The following is a 13973-nucleotide window of genomic DNA, read 5'->3' as shown; positions in this document are numbered from 1 at the left end:
TATTTTGATAACCCGTAATTCGTAATTTTGCTGGAATACCCAAAAACAGATTGCTGTGAAAAAGATAACCTGGCTGTTACCATTGGTATTAACTACCATGTATGTAAATGCTCAGAAAAAAAATGATCGTAAAACAATTGGAAACCTGCAACTGCACATCACCTACCTGAGCAGCGATAAGCTGGAAGGGCGTAGAACAGGAGCTCCGGGCGAACAGCTGGCAGCAGCATACATTTCAACACAGATGCAGCAAATCGGCCTCTCCCCTAAAGGAGATGATGGTTTTGTACAAACTTTTATCGTAAAAGAGAGCCGTGAGCCGGCAACAGCCTGCACCATGACTATTAACGAGGATCATCTGCTGGCTGGCTCCCAGTTTATACCATTACCTTTCAGTGCTGTTAAATCTGCCAAAGGAGAGGTGATCCCCAACGTAAATGAACCAGATAATATCTGGCTCATCAACGCAAAAGAAATGGATACGGATACCCACAAAAGCATGCTGGAACAGTATCTGCAGCAAACGCAGGTAGCCGCTAAATCAGGTGCTACAGGTGTTATATTTTATAATGGGAAAGAAGCACCTGCCGCCGTACTGCAATGGCTGGAACAAAACCCGCCTGCAACAAGCATCCCGGCCGTATGGGTGAATAATGATGTCAGCAAAAAACTGAGTGCTGACGATGCCAACGGATTCCAGATAAATATGCAGGTGGCCTTTAAACCGATTAAGCGCACCGGCACTAACGTGATCGGCTATATAGATAACAAAGCACCTAAAACAATTATCATCGGCGCCCATTATGATCACCTGGGTTTTGGAGAAGATAAGAACAGCACTGCAAAAGTACTCTACCATGGGGCAGATGATAATGCCAGTGGCACAGCTGCTTTGCTGGAAATAGCCCGTATGCTGAAAGCTTCCCACCTGCATAATAACAATTTTGTGATCATCGCTTTCTCCGGAAAACAGCAGGGATTATACGGCTCAAAATATTTTGCTTCCCACAGCACCGTGGATCTCACACAGGTCAATTACATGATCAACCTGGATCATATTGGCCGGCTGGACCAGGCTTACGGACTGCAAATCGGCGGCATCGGCACTTCTCCGGGATGGGCAGCTATTATACAACAGGCTGCTACCAAAGAAACCCACCTTGTATATGACTCCAGCGGCGTAGGCCCATCTGATCATACTTCTTTCTACAGAAAAAATATTCCTGTACTTTATTTCTTTACAGGCATCGACAGCGATTCCCTGCAGTCTGACGACAGTGCAGATAAGATCAATTATGAGGGCACGCTGAGCGTAGTAAAACTGGTGTACGACATCGTTGATAAAACAAATGAGATGAACAAACTCGCATTCACCAGCACGCGCGAACCACTAAATACCGGGAGTACAACACTTTCAGGTAAAATGATGAATAAATAAATACACGCCGGGATCAGTTCGAATTGTATAAATTCGCAATTTATTATTCGCAATGATTACAAATTTATCCCTGTAAATGGACGAGAAACTGGCGCTTGTATACCGGTATTTCCAACTGCTGGAGAGTTTTTCAGCAGATCCCGTTGAATTTGCCAGCATTTTTCATCCAAATATTATTCAGACAGAATATCCAAATCAGCTCTCGAATGATATTAAACAAAGAAATTTTGATATCATGCTGGAGAGCATGGTCACAAATAAAATAATTTTGAAATCCCAGCATTTCAGTGTGCTGAAAGTAGTGGAAGCAGGCAATACCCTGGTGGTAGAGGCCAAATGGACCGGCGAAATTGGGGTAGATGCCGGACGGTTCCGGCGCGGGCAAGTAATGAAAGCATTTATCTGTACCATCATAGAATTCCGCGATGGAAAAATTTATCGTCAACGCAATTACGATTGCTATGAACATTAAAGCTCTGAGATTATGAAGAAAATATTATCGCTATTAACAATTATCTGCCTCTTATTCGCGTGTAACCCCTCCCGCAATGATCATTCAGTAAACAGATCTGCTTATGATGTGATCAGCGAAAAATGTTATGTATACCGCGAATTCAAGCCAACACCCGGTGCACTCACCGATTCTGTATTGCAACTCAGGAAACAATTGATGAACTACCTTGATCAACACCAATACAAGGCACATATTGCCGGCAAAGACAGCCTGCTTTTTCACCGCGATAACGGACAGGAAGTAATTATTGAATTACCTGTACCGCAGGATATCTGGGAGCACAGCACAATAATTGTGTTTGATCCGCAAAAAAATCCTTTGTTTGTAAATTTACACAAAGGCACCTCCCAGATAGAACAATACATTCAAGCAAAATAATTCGATAGCAGTTTGCCAATAAAACAGAACATCAGACTAACCGTAGACGCGGTCGTATTCGGATATATTCCCAAGGAGGGCATTGTGGTACTGTTGATTAAACGTACCATAGAGCCTTATCTGCACAGCTGGGCACTGCCCGGTGGCTTTGTACTGGACGAAGAAGCGCTGGAAACAGCAGTGACCCGTGAGCTGCTCACAGAAGCCGGTGTTAATATCAACTACCTGGAACAACTTTATACTTTCGGGTTACCCGGCCGCGATCCGCGGGGCAGGGTAGTATCTATTGCCTACTTTGGCCTTGTAAACCCTACCAATTTTAAACTGGCAGCCAGCTCCGATGCAGAAGATGCCTCCTGGTTCAATATCAAAGAGCTGCCCGCCCTGGCCTTTGACCACGCGGCTATTATTGATGTGGCCGTACAACGCCTTCGCAGCAAAATCCGCTACGAACCTATCGGTTTTGAATTGCTCGACAACAAATTCCCCATCGCCGACCTGGAAAAACTCTACGAAACACTGCTGGACCGGCCTATTGATCGTCGTAACTTCCAGAAAAAGATCAATCACCTGGGCATCCTCATCGCACATAATGAAAAGCAAAAACAAGTATCCCAAGGGCGGCCTGCTAATCTTTTCAGCTTTGATGAAGAAAGATATTTTCAGTTGAAGAAAGAAGGGATGACGTTTGAGATATAATCGAAATGCAATACTAGTAAGGGTTCTGGTAATCAAGTCTATATTTTGTGTAATTTTTACAAAAAATATTTTGCAAATATGAAATCGCTTTCTATATTTGTGTAATAATTACACAAAATAGCTCGGATATGCAAAACACAAAGCCCACAGGAGTTATTATAGCCCGCTTCCAAACACCTTCTCTGCATGAAGGTCACCTGGAGCTCATCAGACAGGTTAAACAGAAACACAACCGCGTGTTAATAATACTGGGCGTAAGTCCGGTGAAAGGAAGCCGCAAAAATCCGTTGGACTTCTACACCCGCGAACGCATGATTAAACAACAGTTTCCCGAAATCATTGTGCTGCCACTTAGCGACCAGAAAAGCGATCAGGTATGGTCTAAAAAACTGGATGAACTGCTGCATAACAACTTCCCCCATGAAACCTTTGTTTTATATGGCAGCCGCGATAGCTTCATGGGTACTTATACCGGTCGTTATACCACCGAAGCATTACCACCGGTAAAAGATTACAACGCCACCGCCATGCGGGAAGCCATATCAGACAAAGTATTTGACACAGATGAATTCCGCTCAGGCATCATCTACAACACTTACAATCTGTTCCCATCTGTATATGCGACCGTAGACATCGCATTGTTCAGAAATAATAAAACCCAGCTGCTGCTGGGCCGCAAGCCCAACGAAACGGCCTGGCGATTCCCTGGTGGCTTCTCCGATCCAACGGACGATAACTTTGAAATGGCTGCTATCAGAGAGCTACAGGAAGAATGCGGTACCATGGAAACAAGTCCCATGGAATACGTAACCTCCATGCGGGTAAATGATTGGCGGTATCGCTCCGAAGTGAACAAGATCATCACCACCCTCTTCAGCACCGATCTGCTTGATGGAGAACCTGCTGCCGGCGACGACCTCGCAGAAGTTCGCTGGATAACGGTAACGGATATACCGGAAATGATCTCCAAAGGAGAAATAACAGACACACACCTCCCATTGCTGGAAAAACTGGCAGCAAAATATTCTTTCTAAGACTAAAACATTGAGATATGACTAAGGAAAATCTGATCCTACTGGCCGACGCTTACAAATACTCTCACCATAAACTGTACATTCCCGGTACACAATTTATTTACTCCTACCTGGAAAGCCGTGGCGGCAAATTTGAAGAAACCGTATTCTACGGTCTGCAATATTTCCTGAAAGAATATTTAGCCGGCGTAGTATTCACCAAAGAAAAGCTCGATGAAGCAGAAGCTACACTGCTGGAGGTTTTTGGCAGAAAAGATGTGTTTGATCGCAGCAACTTTGAATATATTATCAACAAACATGGCGGCAAATTACCCATTCGCATTAAAGCAGTACCAGAAGGCACGGTAGTGCCTGTACGAAATGTGCTGATGACCATCGAAAACACCGACCCCGAATGTTTCTGGCTCACCAACTTCCTGGAAACACTGCTCATGCAGGTGTGGTACCCCTGCACGGTCGCCTCTGTATCCCGCGAAATTAAAAAAGTGGTGAAAAAATATTACAACGATACCGCCAGTGCAGCAGCCTTTGCAGGCATCGATTTCGTACTCAACGATTTTGGGTTCCGTGGCGCCAGCGCTGTAGAAAGTGCAGGTATCGGCGGAAGTGCCCATCTGGTGAGCTTCTCCGGCAGCGACACTATCCCGGGATCTATTTTTGCCAAACGTTATTATAATGCTCCAACAGCTCCAGGTTTGTCCATCCCAGCTACCGAGCACTCTATCTGTACCTTACTGGGAGAAGCAGGAGAACTGGAGATCTTTAAACACATACTGAATACTTTCCCTACCGGCACTATCGCCTGTGTATCCGACTCCTACAATATTTTCCGTGCCTGCGAAGAATACTGGGGTACTGAATTAAAAGAACAGATCCTCAATAGGGAAGGTACACTCGTAATCCGCCCTGATAGCGGTGATCCGGTACAAACATTGCTCCGGATATTTGAAATACTGATGAACAAATTTGGTTACACTACCAATGAAAAAGGTTTTAAAGTATTACCACCACAGGTACGCGTAATTCAAGGCGACGGCATCAGTTATTCTTCCATACCCGGCATATTCGAAGCCTTAAAACAAGCCGGTATCAGCGCTGAAAACCTGGTACTGGGCATGGGCGGCGCCTTACTCCAACGTGTAAACCGCGACACACAAGAGTTTGCACTCAAATGCGCTTACGCAGAAGTGAACGGTAAAGGCATCAACGTACAAAAAATGCCGGTAGAACTGGATGCTACCGGACATCTGCGTACCTCTTTCAAAAAATCAAAAGCCGGCAAACTCAAGCTGATAAAAGAAAACGGCAACTTCAAAACTATTACCGCCGCAGAAGAACCTGCAGCTACAGATATTTTACAAACAGTTTTCGAAAACGGTGTAGTCACTAAAAGCTATACGTTTGAGGAAGTACGCAAAACAGCTGCGCTGTAAAAAAGTAATTTTTATTTCTTCCAAAACCGTTTACCTCAGCCCTTCCGGGAATTATCTTCCGGAGGGGTTTCTGTTTTCCAATAAACATCCGGTTAAATGAATGACTTCATTTCTTAACTTCACGCCATGTATTTACTCATTCCCGGACGTCACCATCTGTTGACGGATTTCCAGTTTAAATATCTGAATCGCCTGATCAAGTGTAAACTGGAAGGTGAAATAGACGTATATGGCACACCGTTAGTCCCCCAGGAAATTGAAGGGGTTATCTTTGCTGTAACTTCAGCAAATCACCTGGGCACCAAGCGAAACCCGGTACCATTCTACCTCCGCGCCATGATCATCCAGGAATTTTCTAACTCGCTGGATGTACCGGCATTTGTTTATGGCATCGACGACGTAGGAGTAATAACAGATTTCTCAGAATATACGGTTAAGACTATACGTCATTCCAGCGAAGGCGCACATGCGCTTACGCCGGAAAATACCATCGTGATTTGCTCCACCGGTGTAAAAGAAATGTACCTGCATCATGGGTTCAAAGTACTGCCGGCAGAATGGGACCCGGCCACCAATCAATTTACACAGCCCATGCCATGGGATATCGTAAAACAGATTGCACAAGCGGGCGAATGGCGCAAAAACAAAACAATACTTGATCAGATGCATCCCGCATCTTTCAAAATATGGTCGTTGTACGGAGTAGGAGAGAAGGTACAACATATCCTGAAAGACCCTATCATAGGAGCAGATGGGGATCTTACCGCTACCCGCGACTATAACGTATATGTAAAACAGATGGATGATATTGCGGCCCTCAAATACCGCGAAACAGCACCTTATATCCAACCCGGCACCATCGGCGATATCGGCTGTGCTGTAGGCTCCTGGATCAAAATGGCTTGTGAAGATGATCGTCTCCATGAATGCGATTTTTACGGCATTGAGGTATCCCGGCATTTGTACGACATCTGTCTGCAACGCAAACACAACGGCGAATTCGCCAACCCATCTGTTTTTTTCTCACAAAAGAATGCGGTCACAAGTCTTGTGTTTGAAGCCGGCAGCATGAATACCATCCACACGTCTTCGCTCACACATGAAATAGAATCTTATGGCAGCAGGGAGGACTTAATTGCGTTTATCCGTAACCGTTACCATGAGTTAGTACCTGGTGGCGTATGGATTAATCGTGATGTGGTAGGCCCGGAAAATAAGGAAGAAACAATATTGCTGTGGCTCAATGAAGAAGACGGACAAAATGATATCCTTATGCCGGAAAATGCCGGCACGCATGAACTGGCCGAATACCTGGGGAAGTTATCCACGCTTGCCCTGTTTAAACGTTTTGCACAGGATTTCCGCCAGCACGAAGGGTTTAAGTTGCCACACGAATGGGTAAACATCGACGGAAAAACGTATTGCCAACTCACCATGCAAAACGCCTGTGAATTTCTCTTTAAAAAAGATTATCACGATAACTGGCTTAGTGAAATGCATGAAACATTTTGTTTCTGGAATTATAATGACTGGAAATCAGCCCTGGAAGAAGCGGGGTTAAGGCTCGATAATTTATCCAATACTTACCGCAATGAGTGGATCGTAAAAAACAGGCTGGAAGGAAAGGTACAACTGATGCGCCCGTGCAAAAATAATGTACCCTTGCCCATTCCATTTCCTGTATCGCATATGCTGTTGATGGCAAGAAAATAATTATTACAATCCGATCTTCGTCAATGGTAATACCTCCAATCTGTTATCCAATAATTGCGGGATCAACAGCTGGTGGTTTTTCCTGTCCAGCGCAATATCCGCGGGAGAACGTTTCACTTCGATCCTGCGATAACTTTTGGCAGCGATATCATATACGTATAAATTACCTTTTGTCGGATCTTTGATCGTAATCCAGTCTGATATCAGCAAATGATTATCATCTAACTGAACAATACCATCAAAAAGGCCAACAGGAGCGCCTTCCATTAACTCAAATGCTGCGTTGCCGTCATGCAGTTTTTTCTTAAATAATGTTCCGGTACCATCTAAATTATTACCCATAGAACATACATATACCTCATCTGTATGTGCATCATATAATACACCATTAGGAACAGGAATACTACCTTTCAGAATAGTGTAAGTAGCTGTGAAAACATTTACCAGTAAAACATCATCTTTGAAAGAATCTGTTACCACTAAAAAACTATCACCGGCACTGCTTAGATCGTTGAGCAATGTCACTTTACCTTCGAGGTTCAGATCAAATACTTTTTTTCTTGTGTCAATATTATAGCCTTTCAGACGATCTATATCAGCCACATATATAACATTCCCAATAATCTCTAATCCTTTGGGAGAATTAAGTGTATCATCAAAATATTTAAACGCCACTAATTTGCCGGCATTATTGATGAAAGAAATAGCGCCATCGCCATCTTTCGCCAAAGGTTCCAGTTTGGTACCTATTTCAGATACAAAATAACCGTCTTTATAAGCCACAGCACTCTCCGGCATCGCTAATCCGGTGATCGTTTGTTGTGCCTGAACAGTAAATTGAAAAAACAATAACGCTAAAAGGGGGAAATACTTTTTCATAAGAATCATTTATGAAACAAAGGTAATGGGAAGGAAGAGAGGAGGGAATGTGAAAAGGAAAGGAATTATTGTTAAAATCAAAGAAAACAAAAAAAACCGGGATATGAATATCCCGGCTATTACCTAAACCTACAACTGTTACACTGTTAGTAACATCTCTTTAAAATATCTTAATTCGAATGAATTTCATTTAGCGGCACTTCTTCATAAGTTGCCACCATACGCTGTCTGATATAGCGTTTGGTAGATAACTTGCCAATGCCAAACTTCGCCATGATCTTATCTACTACCATGTATACTACCGGCACTACAATCAGTGTCAGGAACATAGAGCTGATCAACCCACCAATAATTACCCAAGCCAAACCATTTTTAGTAGAGGCCACACCACCTGTTGCCAGCGCAATAGGTAACATACCAATCACCATCGCAATGGTTGTCATGAGGATAGGACGTAAACGCGCGTTATTGGCATGTACCAGCGCCTGGAAGGTGCTTTGGCCCTGTTCTTTCATCTGGTTGGTGAAATCCACCAGGATGATCGCATTCTTCGCAACAAGACCTATCAACATAATCATACCCAATATAGTAAAGATGTTCAGCGTATTATTGGTCAGCGCCAGTGCAAGCAATGCACCGATAATGGCCAAAGGAATAGAGAACAATACCACAAAAGGATAAATATAGTTATCATATAATGCCACCATGATCAGGTACACCAGCACAATAGAGATCAGCAATGCTGCGCCCATTGTACCAAAGGAATCACCCTGGTTTTCTGCATCACCGGCAAACAGGTAACTGATACCGGTTGGCTTGCTCATTTTCGCCAGCTTAGCCGCAAACTCCTGTGTAACGGTACCGGAAGGGCGTCCCATTACCTGCGCCTGCACAGATACGGACGTATTTTTGTCCCTTCTTTCCAGGTGGCTGGGGCCTGACCCTTCTGTTACAGCAGCAAACTGCGACAGCTTAATCAGTTGCCCTTTATCATTAATAAACTGAATATTGGAAACGTCCTGGATGTTCTTCCTGTTGAATTCATCAAAACGAATATTAATGTCATATTCATAATCACCCTGACGGAACTTCACTTTGGAATCATCTGCAGTACCGCTGAAAGCCGTTTGCATGGTACCACCCACTGCATCAAGCGTAAGCCCTAAAGCTGACATCTTATCACGATCTACCTGCACATTAATTTCCGGGTTACCATCTTCTACAGACAGTTTCACTTCCGTAGCACCACTGACAGTTTTCAGGGTATCCATCGCTATTTTAGCATAGTTCATTACGCTATCGAGCTCAGTACCCATTACTACCAACTCTACCGGCGCTCTTTCTGCAGTACCAAGAATGCTCACATTCGTGGTTTTTACTTTCACCCCTGGTAATATCGCTTTCAGTTCCTTCTTCACCTTGGCGGCGTAAATATCAGAAGCGTCCTTACGTTTTTCAGGATCCACCAACATAACAGTGATCTCTGATTTATATGCAGTGGATTGCGAATTACCAAAACCATCTTCACTGGTTTGTCCTACAGTGGTGATCAAACGCGTTATTTCCTGTTTTTTATTGAGATATTGTTCTGCCGTTCTGGTAGCCTGATTAGTTTGTTGTACGGAAGCGTCTTTAGGCATTTCCAGCATCACAATAAATTGTCCGCGGTCGCCGGTAGGAATAAATTCACCTCCGATATAACCTTTGCCCACCAGCATGAAGGAGAGAAACAGCAAGCCTATTGCTGCTATCAGCGTAATGGCTTTATGATGCAGGGCCCATTTCAGGACACTTGTCATCCAGTTGGTGAAACGTTGTAATTGTCTTTCAAACCAAAGGATAAATTTCTCAAACCAGTTCTTACCTGTAATATGTTCCAGTTTACCGAAGCGGGAGGATAACAGCGGAACAATCATGAAGGAAGATAATAAACTCAACATGGTAGATATCATTACCACCACACAGAACTCACGTACGATCTTTGATACCAGCTCATTGGTCAGAGAGATCGGTAAGAATACCACCACAATTACCAGGGTAATGGAAGTAACGGTAAAACCAATTTCTTTCACCCCATCAAACGCGGCACGCACGCGGTTTTTACCCATCTCCATATGCCGGTAAATATTCTCCAGTACCACAATGGCATCATCCACCAGGATACCTACCACCAGCGACAAACCCAACAGCGACATAAGGTTGAGCGAAAAGCCCATCAGCTTCATGCCTATGAAAGTAGCTATCAAAGAGGCCGGAATGGAGATCATAACAAACAAGGCACTACGTATACTGTGCAGGAACAACAGCATCACAACAGCCACCAGCGCTACCGCCAGGATAAGGTCATGTATTACCGAGTCTGCAGATTCCAGTGTAAAGTCTGATGAATCATTTGCCACTAATATTTTCAGATCGTTCGCTGCATAATCGCTTTGTATGCGGCTGATCGCTTTTTTCATCTCTTCACTTACCGTTACCGCATTGGCATCTGTTTGTTTCTGCACCTGCAGCGCAATAGCGCTTACACCATCTACACGGGCAATACGCTCTGCATCCTTCTGAGAATCCTGTACATCTGCTACGTCTGTTAAACGCACCTGGGTGCCATTTTCATTGGTTTTAAGTACCAGGTTACGCAGTTGATCCACGTTCTTATACTTACCGGCCAAACGGATCAGGATCTGCTCATTCGCTGTTTTCACCTTACCAGTAGGAAAGTCCAGGTTGGCATTGGTGATCAGCTGACGGAGTTGCAGAATAGATAAATTGAATGCCTGCATTTTTTTAGGGTCCACATTTACCTGTATTTCACGTTCCTGTCCACCAATCAGCGAAACCTGTGCTACGCCCGGCAAACGGGATAACAGTGGTTGCAGCTTTTTATCTACCAGGTCATAAAATTGTTTGTCATCCATTTTAGCGGTGACAGACAATGTCATGATCGGCAGATCGTCCAGCGAAAACTTATTGAGAGAAGGTGGTTTGGCATCTCCCGGCAAATCAGCCAGGATGGCGTTTACCTTACGTTGCGCATCCTGCAATGCAATGTCCACATTGGCATCGTTATTCAGCTCAACAGTAATAACAGAAAGACTTTCAGAAGATTTAGAAATAATCTTCTTGATCTTTTCCATAGATGCTACCGCATCTTCTATCTTTTTGGTAATGGTACTCTCCACCTCTTTAGGCGAAGCTCCCGGATAAATGGTAGCAATAGTTACCACCGGGGAGCTGAACTTTGGCAGCAGCTCGTAGTTCAACGATTTATAACTCATTACGCCCAACAGGGTGAGGATGGTAAATACCACCACCACTATTGTAGGTCGTTTTATGGATACTTCAGTAATCTTCATGTTGCAAAAATTTGGTCAATCACCAGATACAATTCCTCACTTACTTGGTGGCACGTTGTACCGCTACAGTAGCACCTTCTGTCAGGTTGATCTGACCGCTGGTGATAACAGTATCACCTTCGTTCAGCCCTTCCCGTACCTCTACCTGGTCGCCGATAATACGACCGGCAACCACCTTGCGTTTTTTTGCTACTTTACCATCCATGATAAATATTTCGTTGCTGTTTACACCGCCTACAAAAGCAGTGCGTGCAATGAAAATAGCTTTATCCGTTTGAGGGTAAGAGAAATGTGCAGTACCGTACATGCCGGCTTTCAGCTGCTTTCCGGGAAAATTGTTTACTTCCATTTCTATTGGATAGTTGAGTGAGTTATCACCTTTTGCAGCAATAAAAGTGATGGTACCATCATAATTGGTTTCCGGGAATACATTGGATGTTACCTGTACCTTTTGCCCTACTTTCAGATTTACCACTTGTTCCTCCGGCACTGTAACAGCCAGTTTCAGCCTGGATACATCTACAATGTCAAACATTTTATTACCAACAGAGAGATAAGCACCCTGCTCGATATATTTTTTATTGATGATACCGGAAATAGGTGCTTTCACGTAGGTGTCGCTGACACGGCGGCTGGCAGCCTCATAGCGGGTTTTAGCGATTTCATATTGCAGGCGGGCATCATCCATTTGTTTTTGGGTAACGCCACCTGTTTGAAAAGCGCTTTCATATCTTTCTTTATCTACTTTCAGCTGATTGAGATTAGCTTTTGCAGATTCCAGGTCTGTACTTACGATCTGACCATCAATGTAAGCAATGGGTTGTCCCTGTCTTACTACACTGCCTTCATCTACCAGCAGTTTAGTAATGCGGCCGGCAGTTTCTGCCAGGTAAGACAATTCGCGGATAGGAGCAAAGTTGCCATTGGCCAGGAATCCCTGTGAAAAATCATTGCGGGTTACCTGTTGTACCAGTACAGGAATGTCGCCGATATTGCTTTGTTTAACAAATTCAGTTTTGGCTTCATTTGCTTTTTTATTCGCGTTAAGTTTCCACATGATCAGTACCACTGCACCTATTGTTACCACGCCCCAGATTATAAACTTTTTCATCTGCAAATAGTTTGTGTGTTCTATCGTTGTTTTCGTTTATACGTTTAGTTTAGGAGATCTTTCAGACTTCCTTTGCTCTTTATTATTTCCAATTCTGCCAGCTTGTACTGCAACAGTGCTTCGTTGTAGCTGTTCTGTGCATCTGCCAGGGATGTTTCTGCATTCAGCAGGTCTGTTAAACCAGCCAAACCGAGTTTATAGTTATTCTGTGTAGAATAATATACTTCGTTGGCCAGGTCCATGTTTTCTTTTTGTGTGGTGATGGTAGATAAATTACTTCTCACCTGTAGTTTGGCATTTTCGTATGCTGTGTTCAGCGACAGCTCTGTGTCTTCCAGCTGTTTATTCACCTGACGCAGTGTAACGTTTGCCTGGCTTACTTTAGAGCGACGTCCAAATCCATCAAAAATGGGGATCTTCAGCGATACGCCGATAGCGGCCGCGCCAAACCAGCTGGTAGAATTGGAAGGATCTTTTGCAAAGGCAAACTGACTACTCATACCATTGTAGGAATAGCGGCCAAACAGCGACAGGGAAGGGTAGTTTTCTGCCTGGTATGCTTTTTTCTGAAACATTTGCAGTTCTTCCTGTTTCTTCAGCAACCTGAATTCTGTTCTGCTACCGATGTTCATATCATCATACTGTAACACGCCTGCAGCTTTGTTTTCAATCTCCTTTAAGGAAGCCGGCGGGAGAGAGAAAGCTGATTGCAAAGGCATCCCCATCACACGTTTCAGGTTATTGGTCTGTGTGGCGTATTGGTTTTGCAACTGTATGCGTTGTGTTAAGTAATTCGTCAGATTTACCTTAATACGGTCCAGGTCAATTTTTTTAGCGAGGCCGTTATCAAACTGCGATTTAGTAGCACTTACCAACTGTGTCAGTTTTTCAATATTGCCATTGACCGTAGTAATTTTTTCCTGTGTAACCAGCAGCTGATAATAAAGCTGGGACACATTATAAATCACATTCTCAGTAGACTGTTCTGTTTGCAGCGCATAATATTCTTCGCCTGATTTAGCCGCTTTCAAACCGGTAAAAACAGCCTGGTTATAGATCTGTTGACTCAGTTCAGCACCGGCCGTGGCATTATACTTTACACCAAAAGCCACCAGTATAGAACTATCTGGCTTACCAAAAACAGCACCCGGGATGAGCGATTTCTGCAGCATCAGGTTATCTGTATAAGAGGCATTGACATTTACCTGTGGCAGTGCCTGGGAGCGGGCTTCCTGGGTTTTATACTTACCCATTTCTTCATCCAGCTTTGTCCGGGCCAATTGTTTGTTATTAGACAGTGCAAACTTCAGCGCTTCCTGTAAAGTGAGCTGCGTTTGAGCATAGCCATTATACACCCCTATCCCCATCAGGAGGACAAGCGTTAACTTTAATCGCTTCATAAGTTAATTAGTTAGCGTCGT

General features: G+C 43.9%; 11 protein-coding genes. 7 read left to right on the top strand and 4 right to left on the bottom strand.

What is annotated here, in order from left to right; genetic code table 11:
• Positions 1-55 precede the first annotated feature (55 nt).
• From CLV51_RS03820 to CLV51_RS03790, 7 genes are all read left to right on the top strand, one after another.
• Positions 56-1438, top strand: a complete 1383-nt coding sequence (locus CLV51_RS03820; RefSeq protein ID WP_106526673.1) for a M28 family peptidase — start codon at positions 56-58, stop codon at positions 1436-1438.
• A 76-nt stretch (positions 1439-1514) separates the two neighbouring features.
• The gene (locus CLV51_RS03815; protein WP_106526672.1) at positions 1515-1910 is read left to right on the top strand and encodes a nuclear transport factor 2 family protein; all 396 of its coding nucleotides are present in this window, start codon (positions 1515-1517) and stop codon (positions 1908-1910) included.
• A gap of 12 nt (positions 1911-1922) precedes the next feature.
• Positions 1923-2330, top strand: coding sequence for a hypothetical protein (locus CLV51_RS03810; RefSeq protein ID WP_106526671.1), 408 nt, complete (start codon positions 1923-1925; stop codon positions 2328-2330).
• A gap of 12 nt (positions 2331-2342) precedes the next feature.
• Entirely contained in the window at positions 2343-3029 is a 687-nt protein-coding gene (locus CLV51_RS03805; RefSeq protein ID WP_106526670.1) for an NUDIX hydrolase, read from the top strand.
• Positions 3030-3157: 128 nt separating this feature from the next.
• Positions 3158-4063, top strand: a complete 906-nt coding sequence (locus CLV51_RS03800) for an NUDIX domain-containing protein (protein WP_106526669.1) — start codon at positions 3158-3160, stop codon at positions 4061-4063.
• A 17-nt stretch (positions 4064-4080) separates the two neighbouring features.
• Positions 4081-5496 carry a nicotinate phosphoribosyltransferase gene (locus CLV51_RS03795; protein ID WP_106526668.1) on the top strand — a complete coding sequence of 472 codons (1416 nt, stop codon included), beginning with the start codon at positions 4081-4083 and terminating at the stop codon, positions 5494-5496.
• A 126-nt stretch (positions 5497-5622) separates the two neighbouring features.
• Positions 5623-7209: a class I SAM-dependent methyltransferase gene (locus CLV51_RS03790; RefSeq protein WP_106526667.1), complete on the top strand. Its 1587-nt coding sequence runs from the start codon at positions 5623-5625 to the stop codon at positions 7207-7209.
• Positions 7210-7212: 3 nt separating this feature from the next.
• Here CLV51_RS03790 and CLV51_RS03785 read toward each other — a convergent pair whose 3' ends face one another.
• From CLV51_RS03785 to CLV51_RS03770, 4 genes are all read right to left on the bottom strand, one after another.
• On the bottom strand, positions 7213-8088 hold the full coding sequence (locus tag CLV51_RS03785) for a YncE family protein (protein WP_106526666.1): 876 nt from the start codon (positions 8086-8088) through the stop codon (positions 7213-7215).
• Between the two features lie 170 nt (positions 8089-8258).
• Entirely contained in the window at positions 8259-11441 is a 3183-nt protein-coding gene (locus CLV51_RS03780) for an efflux RND transporter permease subunit (protein WP_106526665.1), read from the bottom strand.
• Positions 11442-11481: 40 nt separating this feature from the next.
• Positions 11482-12552, bottom strand: a complete 1071-nt coding sequence (locus CLV51_RS03775; RefSeq protein ID WP_106526664.1) for an efflux RND transporter periplasmic adaptor subunit — start codon at positions 12550-12552, stop codon at positions 11482-11484.
• A gap of 44 nt (positions 12553-12596) precedes the next feature.
• Entirely contained in the window at positions 12597-13952 is a 1356-nt protein-coding gene (locus CLV51_RS03770; RefSeq protein ID WP_106526663.1) for a TolC family protein, read from the bottom strand.
• Between the last annotated feature and the right edge of the window lie 21 nt (positions 13953-13973).

It is taken from the genome of Chitinophaga niastensis (assembly GCF_003014755.1).
GTDB lineage: Bacteria > Bacteroidota > Bacteroidia > Chitinophagales > Chitinophagaceae > Chitinophaga > Chitinophaga niastensis.
This window is presented reverse-complemented; position numbering and strand designations above follow the sequence as displayed.